The following is a 20,270-nucleotide window of genomic DNA, read 5'->3' as shown; positions in this document are numbered from 1 at the left end:
AGGAATGACAGCCCGGTGAAACAGGCGGTTACTGCAAACCATGTCTTTCGAAGGAAAGCGCCTGCGGCCCATCGAAACCACGAATTCGCGCGACCCGCGAAAGCAACTGGCTGTAGGGTTCGACGCCTTGTCTTCGCAAGTTCGGAATAACTATCGCGATAGCGCAGAGGTAGGCTGCATACACTGCCAGCAGACCTCTGAAACTCCGACCTTGAGGGTCATTGCCGAACGGAGCCAAGCAGTAGAGCGCCCCGAGCAAGGCCCCAGCAAGAAACCCGTACAGACAAAGCCGAATGGGATGCCACCGGTCTAACGATGCGAGAAACATCTTGGCCCGAACCCGTTGTCAGCTAGTTTTGAACGGAGCTTCTCCCGTAGACATTAATTTCCGCTTTCCACCCCAGCCAGTCTTTCGATGCTCGATTCTGGCGTTCTGCGAGTCAGGTATTTGAACCAACGGGACGCGCCACAAGCGGACATTCGTGCGATCCGACTTCTTTGGCGGCAGGTGCTCTCGGGGTGACCCGAAATTTGGTCCGTGCAGTAATGCGACACACATGCTATTTTAACAGCAGCTAATATTTTGCAATATTTAACAGCAGCTAATATTTTGCAAAGGAGGACCAACCATGAAGCCGCATTCTTTCAGCGCCCGCCGTATTGGCCTGCTTATGTTCTCAGTGTGTGCTTTCGGGCTGATGACGTCAGCCTCAATATCCGCAGACAGCAAATTCGCCGTCGAGCCGATGGTTGAGAAAAAGGTGAAGGAACTGCCCGCCGGACCGTTGTACTGGCGGCTGGAAAATCTGCCAACGCTGGCGCAGGCCCAAAGCGCTGCGGGCCCGACCTCGCTTGCGGCGGAGATCGAAGGCAAGGTCTGGCTGTTCACGCTTGGACCGAAGGATGGCTCTACGACCGGCGGAACCAAGGTCGTCGAGATCGGACCGATCCCACCGATCAGCGCAAGCGAGTATTTGCTGCGCGTCAACCGCGCCGGTGGAGCGCCCGGCGTCAAGACGAAGGTTCATACGCATCCGGGCCCGGAGGCCTTCTATGTGCTGGCCGGCAAGGTCGGCCAGAGAACGCCCCACGGAGTGACCTATGCTGAAGCTGGCACGGCCATGATCGGACACGGGGCCAACACGCCGATGGAGGTGTTCAGCGCCGGCACAACCGATCTCGATGAACTGGCCATCTTCGTGGTCGACGCCAATCAGCCGTTCTCGTCGCCGGCCAGCCTCGACTGAGGCGACATTTCCCGGGGTGGCGCGAATGTTTGGGACGAGCTGAGGCGGCACCCAAGCGAAGATCCGCAAAATTCCAGAAATTTGGATCTTCGCTTACACGCATCATCGAATGTCAGTTTTGGTCCTCAATCCTGCCGCAGATGACAATTCCTGGTACTTCCGCTTTCCACCGAGCAGTTGTCTAACCTCGGGTACCAAGCATCAGATTTTCACCACTAGTTTGACCATGATCCTTTCCAAAACAGGCTTTCCACTTTTCGGGATCAAGGTTTACTCCAGCCACTCAGTGATGAAGCTGCCGTTTTCGTGGATGTCGGTGGTCTCCAGCGGGCCTGGACCGAGATTGGTGAATTTGTGCGGCGTGTTCGGCGGCGCGATCAGGATCTGGCCAGCCGACGCCTCGATCTGCCGGTCGCCGACGGTGAACAGCCCGGTGCCGGCGCGGATGATGAAAATCTCGCAATAGGGATGCATGTGCAGCCGCGGGCCGCCGCCGATCTCCGGCAGATAGTTGAAGATCAGGCAGCTTTTGGAGCCGTAGGCGCCGCACTGCAGTTCTCCTTGCCAATGGTCGGGCCAGCGGTCGGGCGTCCTGGCCCATTTGTCGCGGTCGATGACGTGCGCCATGAGCCGAGGATAGACCGAGGCTGGGGCTCCTGTCGAGGCAAACACCGGCGCCGGTTTTGCCGTTGTTTTCCTGTGGTTTCGCCGTTTTCGTCGCCATGCCGCCCGACGCCGAATTGCGTCCCCGCGACAATCTGCCCTTGTGCCTTCACCCGTCTGGACAAAAACGGGCTTCACGCATAAACCGAAGGCCAATTGCCGGAGGAATTCGCAAGCCTGTTCGCCATGCGCTGTCGGGTTGGCGTGAAAGAGCGGGGAACAAGCCTCGGCCACCGGCACGGAAGAGGCGAAAGGATCAGGCACCCGTGAGCGCAACCGACATCCAGGATCCCAACCGTCGTGATTTTCTCTATGTCGCCACCGGCATGGCCGCGGTGGTCGGCGCGGGTGCCGTCGCCTGGCCGTTCATCGACCAGATGCGCCCGGATGCCTCGACGCTGGCGCTGGCCTCGGTCGAGGTCGACGTCTCGTCGCTGTCGCCGGGAATGTCGCTTGTCGTGAAATGGCGCGGCAAGCCGGTGGTCGTGCGCAACCGCACCGAAGAAGAGATGAAGGACGGCGAGGCGGTCAATCTAGCCGAGCTCAAGGATCCGCTCGCCCGCAATGCCAATTTGCCGGCCGATGCGCCGGCGACGGATGCCAACCGCACCATGCCGGGCAAGGAGGCCTGGATAGTGATGGTTCAGGTCTGCACCCATCTCGGCTGCATTCCGCTCGGCCAGGAAGGCGAGTTCGGCGGCTGGTTCTGCCCGTGCCACGGTTCGACATACGACACCGCTGGCCGCGTCCGCGGCGGGCCGGCGCCGGAGAACATGTCGGTGCCGGTGTTCCAGTTTATTTCCGACACCAAGATCCGTATCGGCTGAGGCTAAGGGACGTTTCGATGAGCGAGGGACACTCGACCTATACGCCCAAGACCGGTATCGGACGCTGGTTCGACGCCCGCATGCCGCTGCCGCGGCTGGTCTACGACAGCTTCGTCGCCTATCCGGTGCCGCGCAACCTCAACTATGCGTGGACCTTCGGCGGCATCCTGGCGCTCATGCTGGCGGCGCAGATGCTGACCGGCATCGTGCTGGCCATGCACTATGCGGCGGACAGCACTCTCGCCTTCGATTCGGTCGAGAAGATCATGCGCGACGTCAATTCGGGCTGGCTGTTGCGCTACATGCATTCGAACGGCGCGTCGTTCTTCTTCGTCGCCGTCTACATCCACATCTTCCGCGGCCTTTACTACGGTTCCTACAAGGCGCCGCGCGAGCTTCTGTGGATCCTCGGCTGCATCATCTACCTCCTGATGATGGCGACAGGCTTCATGGGCTATGTGCTGCCATGGGGCCAGATGTCGTTTTGGGGCGCGACCGTCATCACCGGCTTCTTCAGCGCCATTCCGTTGGTCGGCGAATGGATCCAGCAGCTTCTGCTCGGCGGCTTCGCTGTCGACAACCCGACGCTGAACCGCTTCTTTTCACTGCACTATCTGCTGCCGTTCATGATCGCCGGCGTTGTCGTGCTGCATATATGGGCGCTGCATGTGGTCGGCCAGTCGAACCCGACCGGCATCGAGGTCAAGTCGAAGACCGATACCGTCGCTTTCACCCCTTACGCGACCATCAAGGACGCGTTCGGGATGCTCGTGTTCCTGTTCATCTTCGCCTATTTCGTCTTCTACCTGCCGAACTTTCTCGGCCATCCGGACAACTATGTAGTCGCCGACCCGCTGAAGACGCCTGCCCATATCGTGCCAGAATGGTACTTCCTGCCGTTCTACGCAATCCTGCGCGCCATCACCTTCAATATCGGGCCGATCAACTCCAAGCTCGGTGGCGTGCTCGCGATGTTCGGCTCCATCGCCATGCTGTTCCTGGTGCCGTGGCTCGACACCTCGAAGGTGCGCTCGGCGGTCTACCGGCCCTGGTACAAGCTGTTCTTCTGGCTGTTCGTGATCGATGCCGTCGTGCTTGGCTGGCTGGGTTCGCAGCCGGCCGAAGGCAGCTATGTCTTCATGGCGCAGATGGGGACATTGTTCTATTTCGCCTTTTTCCTGGTCGCGCTGCCGGTGCTTGGCCTGATCGAGACTCCGCGGCGGTTGCCGAATTCGATCACCGAGGCGGTGCTCGAGAAAAACAAGCATGGCAATGGCGGGCATCCGGCTCGCGCGACAGCCGCACCGGAAACCAAGGGCTGAGCATGACCCCGAAAAGTGGAGACCGGTTTTCGGAAAAGATCATGCTCGAGACGACGGCGCGGCAGAGAATCTCAAGGGGATTTGGCATGAAGAAGATTCTCACCTCGCTGGCGCTGCTCGGCCTTGTGTTGGCAGGCACTGCGGTCGCGACCACTGGGGCCGTCGCCCAGGAGGAGGCGCACAACGAAGCCGCGCCGACGCATTTCCCGATACACGAGCCCAAGGAGATGGACTGGAGCTTCGCCGGGCCGTTCGGCACCTACGACAAGGCGCAGTTGCAGCGCGGGCTGAAGGTCTACAAGGAAGTCTGCGCGGCCTGCCATTCGATGAAGCTGGTGGCGTTCCGCACGCTGGAAGACCTTGGCTATTCGGAAGCGCAGGTCAAGGCGCTGGCGGCCGAGTACACGATCAATGATGGTCCCAACGATGCCGGCGACATGTTCGATCGTCCCGGCATACCGTCCGACTATTTCCCGGCGCCGTTCCCCAACGATCAGGCAGCAGCGGCCGCCAATGGCGGAGCTGCCCCGCCCGACATGTCGCTGCTGGCCAAGGCGCGCGGCGTCGAGCGCGGCTTTCCGCGTTTCGTCTTCGACATCTTCACGCAATACGCCCAGGGCGGTCCCGACTATATCCACTCGCTGCTGACCGGCTATGACGAGCAGCCGCCGGCGGGCATGGAGATTCCGGAAGACACCCACTACAATCCCTACTTCATAGCCGGCGTGTCGCTGAAGATGCCCAACCCGCTCTCTGACGACCAGGTGACCTATGACGACGGCTCGCCGCAGACGGTCGACCAGTATTCCCGCGACGTGTCGGCGTTCCTGATGTGGGCGGCCGAGCCGCATCTTGAAGCCCGCAAGAAAACCGGCTTTCGCGTGCTGGTCTTCCTGTTGCTGTTCGGCGCGCTGGTCTATCTGACCAAGCGCAAGGTGTGGGCCGGCGTGGCGCACTGAGCTACGCAAAGCCACGAGATCGAAAGGGCGTCGAAAGGCGCCCTTTTGCATTTCCGAAGGCCGCCTCCAAAGACCGCCGGCTCGGTCCTTTGCCGGACAATTTTCTTCCAGGCGCCACATCGCGGTAGCCGTCGCCGGCCGCGCCGGGTTACGATCGGCCGGAGTTCCTTTTCACGTCTTCAAGTCGAATCGGACGAATGCCGGAGAGCCGCCCCATGAAACCTTCGCTCGAAGACACGCTGCTTGCCGCGATCCGCACCATTCCGGACTATCCTAAGCCGGGCATCCTGTTTCGCGACATCACCACCCTGCTAAGCAATGCGCGCGCCTTCCGCCGCGCCATCGACGAGCTGGTGCATCCCTATGCCGGCCAGAAAGTCGACAAGATCGCCGGCATCGAGGCGCGCGGCTTCATCCTTGGCGGCGCCGTCGCCCATCAGCTTTCGGCCGGCTTCGTGCCGATCCGCAAGAAGGGCAAGCTGCCTTACGAGACGGTGCGCGTCGCCTACAGCCTCGAATACGGGCTGGACGAGATGGAGATGCACAGGGACGGCGTGTCTCCGGGCGAGAGGGTGATCCTGGTCGACGACCTGATCGCCACCGGGGGCACGGCGGCGGCGGCGGTCCAGTTGTTGCGCCAGATCGGCGCCGACATCCTCGCCGCCTGCTTCGTCATCGACCTGCCGGACCTCGGCGGCCGCGAAAAGCTCGAAGCACTCGGCGTGCCGGTCAGGACGCTGATCGGGTTTGAAGGGCATTGAGGTGCTTCTTCCTTCTCCCCTTGTGGGAGAAGGTGGCCTCGCGAAGCGAGGTCGGATGAGGGTGTTGGACCGATCGCAGCGCTGAAGGCGTAAGTGTTTCAACTCATTTGATTTTTAGACGCATCATTTCTTCCAACACCCCTCATCCGTCTCGGCGCTTTGCGCCGATCCACCTTCTCCCACAAGGGGAGAAGGAAAGAATTCTGCTCACCCCATCTTCACCAGCACGGCGCTTTCGAACTCGATGACCTTGTCGCCGGTCGAATCGAAGGCTTCCGAGCGCAGCGTCAGCAGCCGCCAGCCCGGCCGTGACATGATGGGGCGGTGGGCAAGCGCGGTGCGGGTGAAGGTCACGGTTTCTCCGGCATAGACGGGCTTCAGCCATTTGAGATTCTTGAAGCCGGGCGAGGGGCCGAATTCGGGCGCCGGCCCAGCGCCGGCCCAGCGGACGCCCTCGGCCTCCACGCCGGTCTCGAGGTTCAATTTCATCCAGGTTGCTGCTGTGTGCCAGCCCGAGGCGCACAGGCCGCCGAACACGCTCTTTTTCGCCGCCTCTTCGTCGAGATGGAATATCTGCGGATCGTATTTCCTGGCGAACGCCTTGATCGCCTCGGGCTCGAATGTATGCGAACCGAGGGTGACGGTGATGCCGATGCAGAAGAACTCGTCCAATGTCATGAGGGGCCCTGTGCAGCGTCACGGGCGAGGAACATGACAGTGTTCTCGAGTTCGAAGACGCCTTCGCCACGCTGGTTGAAAAGCTCGCTGCGCATGGTGATGAGGCCGAGTTGGGGCTTGGACCTGGACAGGCGCTTGGCAAGGACGGTGGTATTGCCGCTCAAGATGTCGCCGGCCAGCACCGGCTTCTTCCACCGGACCTGGTCGACGCCGGGGGCGCCTTGCGAGGTCGAGTCCAGCAGGAAGGCATCGCACAGCATGCGCATGAACATCGCGCAGGTGTGCCAGCCGGAGGCCGCCAGTCCGCCAAGGATGCTGGCCTTACCCGCCGCCTCGTCGAGATGCATCGGCTGCGCATCGAACTCTTGCGCGAATTCGATGATCTCGGCCGCACTCACCAGCTTCGTGCCAAGGTCGAGCGAGGCGCCCTCGACGAAATCCTCGTAGGCCCAAGTCTTTCCGGTCATGGTCTGGAATTCTTTCCGGTCATGGTCTGGAATCCGGTTCAAGGTTGTACGATCGCCACGGATCGGGGTTCCCGGATGCAGGTGGGGCGCAATTTGGTCAAGTAATTTCTCATGCGCCAGGCCATCACGCCCAACGGAATAGAAGCTCCGAAGGCCCTACAACCAGCCGCGGCGGCGGAAATACCAGAAGGGCAGGATCGCCGATAGGATCATCAAGCCGATGGCGAAGGGGTAACCGAAATGCCAGTTCAGCTCGGGCATGACATTGAAATTCATGCCGTAGATCGACGCGACCAGCGTCGGCGGCAGGAAGATGACCGCGGCGACAGAGAAGATCTTGATGATGGCATTCTGCTCGATCGAGATCATGCCGAGCGTCGCGTCGAGCAGGAAGTTGATCTTCTGCGACAGGAAGGTGGCGTGGTCGGCGAGCGACAGCACATCGCGCGACAAGGTCTTGATGCGCGCTCGGATGTCCTTGCTCATCTTGGTCTGGGTTGAGGCGTGGGTGAGGAAGCCGGCGAGCCGCTGCAGCGAGATCAGGCTGTCGCGGATCGAGGAGGCGATGTCCTCCTTGCGGCCGATGGCCTTCAGCAATTCCTGAAAATCGCGGTTGCGCTTGGACGCCTTGGTCGAGCTTGCCTGGAAGATGTCGCGTGAGATCGTCTCGATGTCGCGGCCGGCGCGCTCCAGAATGTCGGCGAGGCGGTCGACGATCGCCTCCAGCAAGCCGATCAGGATGGTGTCGCCGCTGGTGCAGCCGGTCGCCACCTTCTCGGCGCGCAGCGGAAAGGTCTTGAAGGCCTTTGGTTCGTGATAGCGCACGGTGATCAGCCTGTTGCCGGCCAGCACGAAGGTGACCGGCGACATCAGCGGATCGTCGGCCTCGGTCTGGGCGGGCAGAATGGCGGTCATGAAATAGGCGCCGTCCTCGACATAGAGGCGGCTCGAAATCTCGATCTCCTCCATCTCCTCGCGCGTCGGAATGGCAACACCGAGCCAGGCCTCGATGGCCGCTTCCTCTTCCTTTGTCGGGTTCAGAAGATCGGCCCAGACGACCTTGTCGCTGTTTTGCAAGAGATCGTCGGCAAGGCGCAGGCGATCATTCTCCACGACGAATGCCTTGATCATCACCGGGTCTCCCTTGCTGAGGCCAAAAGGATGGGTTCGAACGGGCGCGTCGTTTCGGATTGCACGGGACAGGTGCTCTCGAAGAAAGCACGGGCCGGGTGCAGACGCCCCTTAGACCGGGCATTGCGGGCAGTCAAGCCGCGCGAAAAGGGGCCTGTGCGGCCTTGCACGAGGCTGCGATCGCGCCGGCGGCCATGATGGCTGCCGGCGGGCCGTCGGTCAGGTCAGGTGTTGAACTTGAACAGCATGATGTCGCCGTCCTGGACGACATACTCCTTGCCTTCGTCGCGCGCCTTGCCGGCTTCCTTGGCCGCCACTTCGCCGCCCAACGTAACGAAGTCGTTGTAGGCGATGGTCTGGGCGCGGATGAAGCCGCGCTCGAAATCGGTGTGGATGACGCCTGCCGCCTGCGGCGCCTTGGCACCCTTGTGCACGGTCCAGGCGCGCGTCTCCTTCGGCCCGACGGTGAAATAGGTGATGAGCTGCAGCAGCTCGTAGCCGGCGCGGATCACCTTGTTCAAGCCGGGTTCATCGAGGCCCAGCGTTGCGAGGAATTCCATTTCCTCTTCGTCGCTGAGCTGCGCGACCTCGGCTTCGATCGCCGCCGAAATCACCACGGTGCGGGCGCCCTGCGCGGCAGCCATCTGCTCGACCGCTTTGGTGTGCGCGTTGCCGGTGGCAGCATCGGCCTCGGCGACATTGCAGACATAGAGCACGGGGTGCGATGTCAGCAGGTTCAGCCCCTGCAGGATGCGTAGATCCTCCGCGGAGATACCTTTGAGCAGGATGCGGGCGGGCTTGCCGGCCTGCAGGAGTTCAAGGGCGGCTTCCATCATGGGAAGCACGGTCATCGCCTCCTTGTCCTTGCCGGAAGCGCGCTTGCGGAACTGCACGATGCGGCGCTCGAGGCTGTCGAGGTCGGCGAGCATCAGCTCGGTCTCGACGGTCTCGGCGTCGGCGACGGGATCGATGCGGCCCTCGACATGGGTGATGTCGTCATCCTCGAAGCAGCGAAGCACATGGACGATGGCGTCGACCTCGCGGATATTGGCCAGGAACTGGTTGCCCAGCCCTTCACCCTTCGAGGCGCCGCGCACCAGACCGGCGATGTCGACGAACGAGATGCGGGTCGGGATGATCTCCTTCGACTTGCCGATCGCGGCGATCTTCTGCAGGCGTGGGTCGGGCACCGCCACCTCGCCGGTGTTCGGTTCGATGGTGCAGAACGGATAGTTGGCGGCCTGCGCCGCCGCCGTCCTGGTCAGCGCGTTGAAAAGCGTCGACTTGCCGACGTTGGGCAAGCCAACGATGCCGCATTTGAAACCCATTTTTATCCGGTCCTATCGGGAAATCGAAATTTGATGAGGGCTATGGGCGAAAGGGGTGACGAACGTCAAGCCCTGCAGCCCCCGATCCGTGGCTAGGCTCAATCCTTGCCGCCAAACAGCTTCTTCAGCATGGCGGCCATCGGGCCGGTTTCGGGTAGCTTGGCCGCCGGCTGCTGCGACCGCGCCTGGCGGACGTGGCTTTGTGCTTTTGGCGCCTTGGGTGGCGGGCGGTCGTCGTCGCCTGTCGGCGTGAGCTTGTCGCGCAAGGCCAGCGCCACGCGATTCATGAAGGAATTGTCGTCGCCCTTGGCAAGCAGTCCGGCATCCTCGGCGATGGTGTCAAGCAGCACGTCCAGCCACTCGCGGTCGCTTTTGGCGAAATCGCCAAGCACATGACCATGCACCATTTCCTTGATGCCGGGGTGGCCGACGCCAATGCGCACGCGGCGGAAATCCTTGCCGATATGCTGGTCGAGCGAGCGGATACCGTTGTGGCCACCGGAACCGCCACCGACCTTGACCCGCACCTTGCCGGCGGCAAGGTCGATCTCGTCATAGAAGACCGTCAGCGCCGAAGAGCCGAGCTTGTAAAAGCGCAGCGCTTCGCCGATCGACTGGCCTGAATTGTTCATGAAGGTCTGCGGCTTGATCAGGATGATCTTTTCGCCGGCAAGCGTGCCTTCGGCGATCAGGCCCTGGAACTTCTTCGACCAGGGCGAAAAGGAATGGCGGCGGGCGATTGCGTCCGCCGCCATGAAGCCGACATTGTGCCGGTTGTTGGCGTATTTCGCGCCCGGATTGCCGAGGCCTGCAAACAGCAGCATCGTCACCTCCGGGCGGAAAGGGATTACTTCTCTTCGTCGGCAGGAGCCGCTGCTTCGGGTTCAGCCGCTTCGACCGTCTCTTCCGCTTCCGGCTTCATCGCCGAGGAGCCGGCAATGGTCGCGACGGTGAAGTCGCGGTCGGAGATCACCGGCTTGACGCCGGCCGGCAGCTTGACCGCCGAGATGTGGATCGAATCGCCGATATCGGTGCCGGTGAGATCGACGGTGATGAATTCCGGGATCGCATTGGCCGGGCAGTGGAACTCGACCTCGTGACGCACGATGTTGAGCACGCCGCCGCGCTTGATGCCCGGCGACTTGTCCTCGTTGATGAAGTGGACCGGCACGTCGACATTGACTTCGGTGTCCTTGCCGATGCGCAGGAAGTCGACATGGACCGGGAAATCCTTGACCGGGTCGAGCTGGTAGTCCTTGGGCAGGACCTGGATCTTCTTGCCGTCGACATCGATCGTGGCGATCGTGGTCAGGAACCCGCCGCCATGGATCTTGTAGTAGATGTCCTTGTAGGTCAGCGCAATTGCCAGGGGAGGCTGCTTGTCGCCGTAAATTACTGCAGGCACTTTACCGTTGCGGCGAACTGCACGGGCGGACCCCTTACCGACCTGTTCGCGCGCTTCGGCCTTGAGCTCGTAAGTATCTTGGCTCATGGCATTTCCTTTCGCGTTGTTCTGGAGCGTTCGCGGCCGGCGAGATGCCTGGGCCGTAAACGTCGAAAGCCGTCATGGCCTTACATGATCTGGTCCAAAATCTTTTTGGGATCACGTGAGGCCGGACAGCCTTCCGCCGCGTTGCCTCCAAGGGTGTCTACGCGGGTGGCGGCTCTATAGCGGAAGGTGGGGCGGGGTGCAAGCCAAAGGCGGGCATTGCAATGAATGTCCGGCTTGAGCCCAGGAGCCGACATTGTCACTTCGAAAGCCCTGAAGCAACCGACTGCCGGACAGCCGGTGCATTCGATTGCGAACATCGCTGGGATGGGGTCTTTTTGGGGGAGTCGGGAGCTGATCGATCTTGGAAAATCGGATGCGGCTGGCCAGGCTTCGGCATCGTGACAGCGGAGAACCAAGATTCCGAAGCCCACTTTCCTTGAGATCGCCCGTCGCGCCGGGGTTGGCACAGCGACGGTCGAGCGCGTTCTGAACGGCAGGGGTGGTGTCAGGCCCGCAACCGTCGAGAAGGTCGTAGCCGCCGCGCGCTCACTCGACTATCCGCGCCGCTTGCCGGAAGCCCATCGAGGGGTGATCAGGATCGAGGTCATTCTGGTCCGACCGGACGCCACTTTCTTTGCCCGCCTGTCCCGGGCCTTCGAGCGCATCGCCGCCACGTTGGATCGGACGATCGCCGTCCACCGGACATTTCTCGATGAGGCAGATCCCGCGGCCATCGCGCAGCGGATCCTCGATCCAGACATGCGCCGTGCCGGCCTGATCCTGGCGGTTCCCGATCATCCGCTGGTCGGTGCGGCGCTGAGGCGGCTGGAGGCAGAGAAGATCCCGACGGTGCAGATCGTCACGCAGATTTCCGGCACCGGCGGTGCCTATGTCGGCATCGACAATTACGCGGCCGGGCGCATGGCCGGGCTGCTGATGTCGCGCATGCAAAGGCGGCCGGGCAAGGTGGTGGCGATCTGCCATAGCCAGATCTACCGCGTGCACCGCGACCGCGTGCGCGGCTTCTTCGACTATCTGATGGCGGCCGGCGGCGATTTCGAACCGGTCGCGGCCCTGTTCGGCCATGACGAGGGCGACCGAAACGCCGGGCAACTGCTCGAGGCGCTGACACGCTGGCCGGACCTTGCCGGGCTCTACAATGCCGGCGGCGCCAACGCCGCACTGAACGACGTGCTAAGACGCCATCCGCATGGCCGCGAGGTGTTCTTCGTCGGCCACGAGCTCACCGAGCGCAGCGCGGCTGCCCTTCGCCAGGGCACCATGGACATCGTGCTCGACCAGGCGCCGGAGGCGCAGGCAAGGCGCGCCATGGACCTGGTGCTGGCCACGCTCAACTTGCACGATCTGCCGGTCGACAATCCGCCGATCCGCTTCGTCACTTTCACCGCCGAGAACGTTTGATCTGATTTGATCAAGGAACAAGCGGCCTTCCGCTAGCCGCGATGTTATCCCTCAGCAAACGGGAGGATGACAGGTGACCAGACGGCTGACGGCCTACGATCTGCAAAGCGCCAAGGGCAGCCGCAAATGGCTGCAACTGCATGTCGATACGCCGGCCGAAGCGGCTGCGGCGGTTGCCTGCGACATCGCCATACTGTCTTGCGAGCCCGACCACAATCTCGAAGCCATCCGCGCCGCCGCACCTCACGCGTTCCTGTCGGTCGGCATGCCGCATGGCGCGGTTGCCTCGCCCGAGGAAGCGGTACGTCTCGGCTTTGCGATGATGCGACGCGGCGCCGACGCGATCTACTGCTCGCATTCGCCCCGCTTCATCGAAGCGATGGCGGCGGAGGGCATTCCCGTCACCGGCCATGTCGGCCTGGTGCCGAACCGCGCCACCTGGACGAATTTTCGCGCCGTGGGCAGGACAGCCGAAGAGGCGCTCAAGGTCTTGCGCGCAACCAAGGATTTGGAGAATGCGGGTGCTGCCTGCATCGAGGTCGAGGTGGTGCCGGTGCGGCTGGCCGAGCACATCACCCGCTCGACGCCGCTGATCACCATGGGCATGGGCTGCGGCACGGCCTGTGACACGCAGTACCTGTTTTCCTGCGACGTGCTCGGCACCCATACCGGCCACTACCCGCGCCATGCCAAGCGTTATGCCGACTTCGTCACGCTGGAGGCCGAGCTGCAGGAAAAGCGCGTCGCCGCCTTCCACGCCTTCGGCCGCGAGGTGGCCGAGGGCCGTTATCCCGAAGCCAGGCACCAGGTCGACATGGAAGATGCCGTCTTCGACCGTTTCCTGACCCTCTCCCAATCGCTGTGAGGCCGACATGGACGATCTGAAATACGGCAAGCGCAACAAGCGCGGCGACTGGGTCCCCGACGAACCGGCCGGCACCGCGCCGCTCTTCGTCTTCCCACCGCGTCCACTCGCGCTACTGAAATGGCTGCCGCATTACTTCCTGCCGTATAATTTTTTGTTCGCACTCTCCGCGGTGGCCTGGTGGCACTTCGTGCTGCCCGATGTCGAGGTGATGAAGACGCTCTCCTGGGGCTGGATCGTCAGGCTTTCATCGTCAACTGCGCAGCCCTTCTGTTGTTCTTCGGCGTCTTCGAGCTCCGGCTCTACATCCTGCGGGCCCAGGGCAACAGATTCAAATACAACGGGAAATGGCCGTCCGAACAGAAGAGCAAGGCCTTTTTCTTCGGAAGCCAGAACATCGACAACATGCTGCGTACCCTCGGCACCGGGCTGCCGATCTGGACGGCGATCGAGGTCGCCATCCTCCATGCTTACGCCAACGGTTACGTGCCGTGGCTCACCTTTGCCGCGCACCCCGTCTACCTGTTCTGCCTGGCACTGGCGGCGCCGATCATCCACGAGACCCATTTCTTCCTGCTGCACAGGGCCATCCATTGGGGGCCGCTCTACCGATGGGTGCATTCGGTCCACCACAATTCGGTGAACCCCTCGCCATGGTCGTCGCTGTCGATGCATCCGGTCGAGCAGTTCGGCTATCTCGGCGTAGCACTCTGGCATCTCGTCATCCCGTCCAACCCGATCCTGGCGCTCTATCAACTCCACTTCGCCGGCTTTGGCGCCATCCCCGGCCATGTCGGCTTCGACAAGGTGGAGCTCGGCGACGATGCCGCCGTCGATAGCCACGCCTACATCCACTACCTCCACCACAAGTATTTCGAGGTGAACTACGGCGACGGTCTCATCCCGTTCGACAGGTGGTTCGGCACTTTCCACGACGGCAGCAAGGAAGGCGAGGCCCGCATGCAGGCCCGTTACGAGAAGAAGAAGGCGCGCGCGAACGCCGCGGCCAAATAGAGCAGTCAGCCATCCCGAAAGGGCCGGTATTCCAGGAAGGAGTGAGCCGGCACTCCGCGTCCAGAGGGAGGAAGTCCATGAAGAAACTTCTGTGTTCGGCAGCTTTGGCGACGATGATGTCGACCGCTGCGATGGCAGAAAAGATCGGCGTCAGCATCGTCAACTTCGACAACAATTTCCAGACGCTGCTGATGCACGGAATGCAGGACCGCGCCAAGAAAAAGGGCGTCGGCATCCAGGTCGAGGACGCTCAGAACGATGTCGCCAAGCAGCTCGACCAGGTGAAGAATTTCATCGCCAACGGCGTCGACGCCATCGTCGTCACGCTGGTCGACACCAACGCTTCCAAGACCATCAGCGAGGAAGCCGCGAATACCGGTATTCCGCTCGTCTTCGTCAATCTCGAGCCCAACGGCATGGCCACTCTTCCCGACAAGCAGGTCTATGTCGGTTCCAACGAGGTTGAATCCGGCACATTGGAGGCGTTCGAGGTCTGCAAGCTGCTGCGCGCCAAGGGCAAGTCGGCGGGCGCCAAGGCCTACATCGTCATGGGCAGCCTCGTTCACCAGGCTGCCCTGCAGCGGACGAAAGATGTCGAACAGATCTTCCGCACCGACATGTGCAACTTCATCGAGATCGTCGACAAGCAATCGTCCGAATGGGCGCGCGACAATGCGCAGAACCTGATGACCAACTGGCTGACGGCCGGACAGGTGCCGGACGCGGTCATCGCCAACAACGACGAATCCGCCATCGGCGTGATCCTCGCCCTCAAGGCGAACGGCGTCGACACAAAGGACGTTGTCGTCGGCGGCATCGATGCCACCCAGGACGGCCTGCAGTCGATGAAGGCGGGCGACCTTGCGGTGACGGTGTTCCAGAAAGCCAAGGCGCAAGGCGGCGGCGGCATCGATGCGGCACTCGCCCTTGCCAAGGGTGAGAAGGTCGACCGCGTCGTCTATGTCCCGTTCGAATTGGTCACGCCCGCGAATATGAACGACTACCTCAACAAGAACTAGGCCGCAGCAAAACCTCCAGGCGGACGCGTGGGCCGTCCTGGAGGTGCCTTGCGGTTCATTATCGAAGGAAAGCATATGTCCAGCTGGATCAGGGCCTGCAGCCTCGACGACATCGAACAGGAAGGCGCCCGCCGCTTCGATCATGATGGCCGGACCTACGCCGTCTTCCGCTCGCCGGATGACGAGGTCTTCTGCACCGATGGCCTGTGCACGCATGAGGCTGTCCATCTCGCCGAAGGACTGGTCATGGACTACGAGGTCGAATGCCCCAAGCACGCCGGCGCCTTCGACTATCGCACCGGCGCGGCGAAGCGCCTGCCGCCCTGCGTCAATCTCAGGACCTATCCGGCCAAGGTGGAAGCGGGCTCTGTGCTGGTTGCGATCAGCCAGTAAGAGGAAGTGTGGCCAGGGAGTCGGCCTGAAAGCCGACCGCAATCGATCAGTGTTAGACCGGAAACAGGAGTGCCGAAAGCAACGCAGCGACATACAGCCCGATCCCGAAGGACAGATGAGTCATGAGGCCGCGCAGACGCGCAGTGTTCGGATTGGGAGTTTCGAGGCTGCAATTCCGGCTCCAAAAGCTGGCTGCATTATGAAGAATGGGGCGACAATACTGGACATGCCGACAAGAAGGGCGGGAAGCAATGTCGGATGTCGTACCCAGTCGAGGCCCCATACTCCCATCAGCAATGCAGCAAAGACGATGCCGATCGCGTAATGCGCGACCATCCAATAGGCGTTTCGCCCCGAATTCGCGCCGGCTCCGATCGCGGCTGCGCAGATAACGAATTCCAACTGCTCGCTCATTTCTATGCTCCTGTCTTGTCCATGCTGCTGTCTCGGGCGTCAGAGACTAGCTGACTCAAATTCATCATTCAATGTATTGATTGATTGATGGTTTCATGGTAGGCCTGCGATATGAAAAGCGCAGGTGTCCATCATCCGATCTTTGACGAAATAGCGGATCTCGCCCGCACGCTGGGACATGGACACCGGCTGGTTCTTCTCCGCCACATTGCCGACGGCGAACTCGCCGTGGAGCAGCTGACGCAACTTTCCGGGATCGCGTTGGCCAACACGTCGCAGCATCTTCAACACCTCAAGCGGGCCGGCTTGGTGCAGACCCGGCGAGACGGGAAACGCGTGCTCTATCGTTTGGCTGATGGCCCGATCGAAAACGTGCTCGCGGCTCTGCGAAGCCTTGCGAACCATAGGCGTGAGCAAATCCGCGAACTGATCAATGACACTATGAGCCGGCCGGACAGGCTGGAGAACATCTCGCGCGAGGAACTCGTGCGCCGCATGCGGGCCGACGAAATCGTGCTGCTCGACGTCCGGCCGCAGGAGGAATACGCGGCGGGCCATTTGCCGGGTGCGATCAACATTCCCGTGGGTGAGCTGGAAGAACGACTTGCAGAGCTTCCACGGGAAAAGGTCATCGTTGCCTATTGCCGTGGTGTCCAGTGCGTTCTCTCTGCCGACGCACTGGCAATCCTGAGGACGCGAGGCCGGGCTTCACGCCGGTTCGAAGGCGGCTTTCCCGAGTGGCTGGCCTCAAGCCTTGATGTCGACGGCATGAACTACGAAAGCGGCTGACAGAAGCCGAGGTTGGGGTCGCCGGCCCGAGCCCGAATATGGACGGAAACTGGAACCGCTGCCGGAGTGAATGCCCGCGGCAGCAGCACATGACGGCAAAAATCGATCTGGTCCACGCATGAGGTGGGCAGGAAGAGGGCGCTCCCGACCCTAAACGGGGCGAGGCCGAAATCAACTCAAGCTTCACCCGATCGTGGCCTCCCCCTCGGGCTTCCTCGCGTGCTTCATGTTCGGCAAGAAAACCGTCAGCAGCCCGAGCAGCGGCAAATACGAGCAAATCTGAAAGACGAAGTCGATGCCTTTCATGTCGGCGACGACGCCGAGCACGGCGGCGGCGATGCCGCCCATGCCGAAGGCGAAGCCGAAGAAGATACCGGCGATCATGCCGACCCGGCCGGGCACCAGTTCCTGCGCGAAGACGACGATGTTCGAGAAGGCCGAGGACAGGATCAGGCCGATCAGCACGGTCAGGGTCATGGTCCATTCGAAATTGGCGTAGGGCAGAGCCAGCGTAAAAGGCAGCACACCGACGATCGAGAACCAGATCATCGGCTTCTGTCCGTAGCGGTCGCCGAACGGGCCACCGAGGAGGATGCCAAGCGCCGAGGCGCCGAGGAACAGGAACAGCATGACCTGCGACATCTGCACCGAAACGCCGAACTTATCGATGGCGTAGAAGGTGTAGTAGCTGGCGAGGCTGGCGATGTAGGCGTTCTTGGTCAGCACCAGCAAGGTCAGCACCGCCAGCGCGCCCATCACCTTGCGGCGCGGGAAGGGCGAGACGAAGCCGGCCGCCTTGCGGTTGGCGAGCGAGGCGCGCAGGCGGCTGTACCAGCCGCCGACCCGCCACAGCACGACGATGCCGATCAGCGATCCGGCGGCAAACCAGGCTATGCTGGTCTGGCCGAAAGGCACGACGATGAAAGCAGCCAGGAGCGGCCCGATGGCCTGGCCGAAGTTGCCGCCGACCTGGAACAGCGATTGCGCCAGGCCGAACCTGCCGCCCGAGGCGAAGCGGGCAATGCGCGAGGATTCCGGGTGGAAGATCGCCGAGCCGATGCCGATCAGCGATGCGCCGATCAGCAGCAGCCAATAGTGTCCGGCATAGGCCAGCACGACCAGGCCGATCAGCGAGGACGCCATTCCGTAGGGCAGCGAATAGGGCATCGGCCGCTTGTCGGTGACCATGCCGATCAGCGGCTGCAGCAATGAGGCCGTCACCTGGAAGGTGAACGTCAACAGGCCGATCTGCCAGAAATCGAGACCGTAATTGTCCTTCAGCAGCGGATAGATCGCCGACAGGAGCGACTGCATGATGTCGTTGACACAGTGACAGAAGCTCACCGCAAGAATGACGGTGAAGGCCGTCGCCTGCGCCGAAGTGTGGCTGGCCGTCGCAGGCTTGGCGGCTGTCGTGTCGGTCAAGGCATGCTCCGTGGTCTTTTTGGCGGGCGCTCCCGCAGGCGGCCTCATAGCCGGGTTGCCTTATAAGTCACTTGCCGGACGACTTCTTTCGTGGTTTGGTCCAATAGTTTCGCGAGTGGGCCATTACTCGATGCCACGTAGCAATGAAACCTTCAAAGCGGGCGACACCGATCTCGGCCAGGTCACCGATCTCGGGCAGTTGCATCAGCGCCGCTGGCAATGGCTGGAGCAGGCCGTCGGGCCGGCGGTGGCCCTGCCGACCGAATACCCCGACGGCTACAACGTGCCGCAGCACCGTCACAGTCGCAGTCAGTTGCTGCATGCGCTTGTCGGCGTCGTGCTGGTGACGACGCGGCATGGGCGCTGGATGGTGCCTCCCGATCATGCCATGTGGATTCCCGCCGGTACCGAGCATTCCGTCGAGATGCTTGGCGACGTCAGCATGCGCTCGGTCTATGTGATGCCGGACGCCATTGCGGGGCTGCCGCATGGGCTGCGCGTCGTCGGCATTACAGATTTGATGCACAGCCTGATCGTGGAATCGGAAAAGCTGCCGCAGGGCTCCGAGTTGGAGGGGCGCGGCGGGCTGATCATGAGCCTCCTGCTGCATGAAATCCCGAACCTGCCGGAACGGCGGCTCGGCCTGCCTTTTCCTTCGGATCCAAGGCTTTCGGCACTGTGCCGGCGCTTCGTCGCTGCACCCTCGCCGCACGCGACGATCGACGAATGGGCCGACATCGTCGGCATGAGCCGCCGTTCCTTCACCCGCGCCTTTCATCGCCAGACCGGATTGTCGTTGTCGACATGGCGCCAGCAGGCCTGCCTGTTCGCGGCCTTGCCAAGGCTGGCCGACGGCGAGCCGATCACAAGGGTGGCGCTCGACCTCGGCTATGACAGCGTGCCGGCCTTCATCACCATGTTCAAGCGCATGCTGGGGGCATCGCCGCGCGGTTATATGCGCGGGTCAAGGGACAACATCAGGGTGTCGACGAACGGATAGCGCATGACCCCGAACCTTCGGTTCGGAAAGGATCATGCGCAAAATCAAAGTGCTACAGCGTCCTTTGCGCGTCCGCTGGACGCGCGGCGCTGTGGGCTGGCAGATTTCAGTCGAACAGGCTCGATACCGATTCTTCGGTCGCCGTGCGCGAGATCGCCTCGCCCATCAGGTCGGCGATGGAGATGACGCGGATGTTGCGGGCGTCGAGCACCGCCTGGGTCGGCTGGATGGAATCGGTGATGACCAATTCCTGCAGTTTCGAGGCGCCGATGCGGGCGATGGCGCCGCCCGACAAAACGCCATGGGTGGTGTAGGCGGTAACGCTGGTGGCGCCGGCGGCAAGCAGCGCATCGGCGGCATTGCACAAGGTGCCGCCCGAATCGATGATGTCGTCGATCAGCAGGCAATCCTTGCCGCGCACGTCGCCGATCACGTTCATGACTTCTGATTCACCGGGGCGCTCGCGACGCTTGTCGACGATGGCGAGCTGGGCATCGATGCGCTTGGCCAGCGCGCGGGCGCGGACCACGCCACCGACATCCGGCGATACGACCATGATATTGGCAAGCTGCTTGTATTTCGCCTTCACGTCACGGGCCATGACCGGCACCGAGAAGAGATTGTCGGTCGGGATGTCGAAAAAGCCCTGGATCTGGCCGGCATGGAGATCCAGCGTCAAGACGCGATCGACGCCCGCCCGCGTGATCATGTTGGCGACCAGCTTGGCCGAGATCGGCGTGCGGCCCGAGGCGCGGCGATCTTGCCTTGCATAGCCGAAATAGGGAATGACCGCCGTGATGCGCTTGGCCGACGAGCGCATGAAGGCATCGATCATGATGAGCAGTTCCATCAGGTGATCGTTGGTCGGGAACGAGGTGGACTGCAGGATGAAGACATCCTCGCCGCGCACATTCTCCTGGATCTCGACGAAGATTTCCTGATCGGCGAAGCGCCTGACGCTGGCTTTGCCCAGCGGGATGTTGAGATAGCGGGCGACCGCTTCGGCCAGCACCCTGTTGGAATTGCCCGCAAAAAGCTTCATGCACCGTTCCTG

The 20,270-nt window shown here is 62.1% G+C and carries 21 protein-coding genes and 1 pseudogene; 12 read left to right on the top strand and 10 right to left on the bottom strand.

Annotated elements, in window-relative coordinates; all coding sequences use genetic code 11:
• Positions 1–629: 629 nt before the first annotated feature.
• Entirely contained in the window at positions 630–1,247 is a 618-nt protein-coding gene (locus tag NKH36_RS25315) for a cupin domain-containing protein (protein ID WP_352964040.1), read from the top strand.
• 270 nt (positions 1,248–1,517) lie between these two features.
• On the opposite strand, the gene NKH36_RS25310 is transcribed toward NKH36_RS25315, so the two are convergent.
• Complete coding sequence (locus tag NKH36_RS25310; protein ID WP_352964037.1) at positions 1,518–1,874, bottom strand: cupin domain-containing protein; 357 nt, start codon at positions 1,872–1,874, stop codon at positions 1,518–1,520.
• Positions 1,875–2,176: 302 nt separating this feature from the next.
• On the opposite strand from NKH36_RS25310, the gene petA reads away from it, so the two are divergent.
• From petA to NKH36_RS25290, 4 genes are all read left to right on the top strand, one after another.
• Complete coding sequence (petA, locus tag NKH36_RS25305) at positions 2,177–2,737, top strand: ubiquinol-cytochrome c reductase iron-sulfur subunit (RefSeq protein ID WP_352964034.1); 561 nt, start codon at positions 2,177–2,179, stop codon at positions 2,735–2,737.
• Positions 2,738–2,754: 17 nt separating this feature from the next.
• On the top strand, positions 2,755–4,059 hold the full coding sequence (locus tag NKH36_RS25300; protein ID WP_352964031.1) for a cytochrome b: 1,305 nt from the start codon (positions 2,755–2,757) through the stop codon (positions 4,057–4,059).
• A gap of 86 nt (positions 4,060–4,145) precedes the next feature.
• Positions 4,146–5,018, top strand: coding sequence for a cytochrome c1 (locus NKH36_RS25295; protein WP_352964028.1), 873 nt, complete (start codon positions 4,146–4,148; stop codon positions 5,016–5,018).
• Between the two features lie 215 nt (positions 5,019–5,233).
• Positions 5,234–5,779 carry an adenine phosphoribosyltransferase gene (locus NKH36_RS25290; RefSeq protein WP_352964025.1) on the top strand — a complete coding sequence of 182 codons (546 nt, stop codon included), beginning with the start codon at positions 5,234–5,236 and terminating at the stop codon, positions 5,777–5,779.
• Positions 5,780–5,986: 207 nt separating this feature from the next.
• Here NKH36_RS25290 and NKH36_RS25285 read toward each other — a convergent pair whose 3' ends face one another.
• The 6 genes from NKH36_RS25285 to NKH36_RS25260 form a co-directional block, all read right to left on the bottom strand.
• Complete coding sequence (locus NKH36_RS25285; protein WP_352964022.1) at positions 5,987–6,457, bottom strand: MaoC family dehydratase; 471 nt, start codon at positions 6,455–6,457, stop codon at positions 5,987–5,989.
• Positions 6,454–6,924 (bottom strand): MaoC family dehydratase, encoded by a 471-nt coding sequence (locus NKH36_RS25280; RefSeq protein ID WP_352964019.1) that lies wholly within the window; start codon positions 6,922–6,924, stop codon positions 6,454–6,456. The genes NKH36_RS25285 and NKH36_RS25280 overlap by 4 nt, the downstream gene beginning before the upstream one ends.
• A gap of 156 nt (positions 6,925–7,080) precedes the next feature.
• Complete coding sequence (gene corA, locus NKH36_RS25275) at positions 7,081–8,055, bottom strand: magnesium/cobalt transporter CorA (RefSeq protein WP_352964016.1); 975 nt, start codon at positions 8,053–8,055, stop codon at positions 7,081–7,083.
• Between the two features lie 224 nt (positions 8,056–8,279).
• The gene (gene ychF, locus NKH36_RS25270) at positions 8,280–9,383 is read right to left on the bottom strand and encodes a redox-regulated ATPase YchF (RefSeq protein ID WP_352964013.1); all 1,104 of its coding nucleotides are present in this window, start codon (positions 9,381–9,383) and stop codon (positions 8,280–8,282) included.
• Positions 9,384–9,481: 98 nt separating this feature from the next.
• A complete protein-coding gene (pth, locus tag NKH36_RS25265; protein WP_352964010.1) occupies positions 9,482–10,207 on the bottom strand; it encodes an aminoacyl-tRNA hydrolase in 726 nt (241 codons plus the stop codon).
• A gap of 23 nt (positions 10,208–10,230) precedes the next feature.
• On the bottom strand, positions 10,231–10,875 hold the full coding sequence (locus NKH36_RS25260) for a 50S ribosomal protein L25/general stress protein Ctc (protein WP_352964007.1): 645 nt from the start codon (positions 10,873–10,875) through the stop codon (positions 10,231–10,233).
• Between the two features lie 417 nt (positions 10,876–11,292).
• On the opposite strand from NKH36_RS25260, the gene NKH36_RS25255 reads away from it, so the two are divergent.
• The 5 genes and pseudogenes from NKH36_RS25255 to NKH36_RS25235 all read left to right on the top strand — a co-directional run bounded on the left by NKH36_RS25255 (position 11,293) and on the right by NKH36_RS25235 (position 15,588).
• The gene (locus NKH36_RS25255; protein ID WP_352964054.1) at positions 11,293–12,297 is read left to right on the top strand and encodes a LacI family DNA-binding transcriptional regulator; all 1,005 of its coding nucleotides are present in this window, start codon (positions 11,293–11,295) and stop codon (positions 12,295–12,297) included.
• A 73-nt stretch (positions 12,298–12,370) separates the two neighbouring features.
• A complete protein-coding gene (locus tag NKH36_RS25250) occupies positions 12,371–13,162 on the top strand; it encodes a 3-methyl-2-oxobutanoate hydroxymethyltransferase (RefSeq protein WP_352964004.1) in 792 nt (263 codons plus the stop codon).
• Positions 13,163–13,169: 7 nt separating this feature from the next.
• Positions 13,170–14,176, top strand: a pseudogene (locus NKH36_RS25245) (sterol desaturase family protein).
• A gap of 77 nt (positions 14,177–14,253) precedes the next feature.
• Complete coding sequence (locus NKH36_RS25240; RefSeq protein WP_352964001.1) at positions 14,254–15,195, top strand: substrate-binding domain-containing protein; 942 nt, start codon at positions 14,254–14,256, stop codon at positions 15,193–15,195.
• Positions 15,196–15,270: 75 nt separating this feature from the next.
• Entirely contained in the window at positions 15,271–15,588 is a 318-nt protein-coding gene (locus NKH36_RS25235; RefSeq protein ID WP_352963998.1) for a MocE family 2Fe-2S type ferredoxin, read from the top strand.
• Between the two features lie 120 nt (positions 15,589–15,708).
• Here the strand turns inward: NKH36_RS25235 and NKH36_RS25230 are convergent, their stop codons facing one another.
• Positions 15,709–16,002, bottom strand: a complete 294-nt coding sequence (locus NKH36_RS25230; RefSeq protein ID WP_352963995.1) for a DUF2938 family protein — start codon at positions 16,000–16,002, stop codon at positions 15,709–15,711.
• Positions 16,003–16,113: 111 nt separating this feature from the next.
• Between NKH36_RS25230 and NKH36_RS25225 the strand changes: the two genes are divergently transcribed.
• Positions 16,114–16,791: an ArsR/SmtB family transcription factor gene (locus NKH36_RS25225; protein WP_352963992.1), complete on the top strand. Its 678-nt coding sequence runs from the start codon at positions 16,114–16,116 to the stop codon at positions 16,789–16,791.
• Between the two features lie 183 nt (positions 16,792–16,974).
• On the opposite strand, the gene NKH36_RS25220 is transcribed toward NKH36_RS25225, so the two are convergent.
• Positions 16,975–18,264, bottom strand: coding sequence for an MFS transporter (locus NKH36_RS25220; RefSeq protein ID WP_502912111.1), 1,290 nt, complete (start codon positions 18,262–18,264; stop codon positions 16,975–16,977).
• Positions 18,265–18,346: 82 nt separating this feature from the next.
• On the opposite strand from NKH36_RS25220, the gene NKH36_RS25215 reads away from it, so the two are divergent.
• A complete protein-coding gene (locus NKH36_RS25215; RefSeq protein WP_352963988.1) occupies positions 18,347–19,216 on the top strand; it encodes an AraC family transcriptional regulator in 870 nt (289 codons plus the stop codon).
• A gap of 106 nt (positions 19,217–19,322) precedes the next feature.
• On the opposite strand, the gene NKH36_RS25210 is transcribed toward NKH36_RS25215, so the two are convergent.
• A complete protein-coding gene (locus tag NKH36_RS25210; RefSeq protein WP_352963987.1) occupies positions 19,323–20,258 on the bottom strand; it encodes a ribose-phosphate pyrophosphokinase in 936 nt (311 codons plus the stop codon).
• Positions 20,259–20,270: the final 12 nt, after the last annotated feature.

Source organism: Mesorhizobium sp. M1312, assembly GCF_040318115.1.
GTDB lineage: Bacteria > Pseudomonadota > Alphaproteobacteria > Rhizobiales > Rhizobiaceae > Mesorhizobium.
Note: the sequence above shows the minus strand (reverse complement) of the source record. Positions and strands in the feature narration are given on the sequence as shown.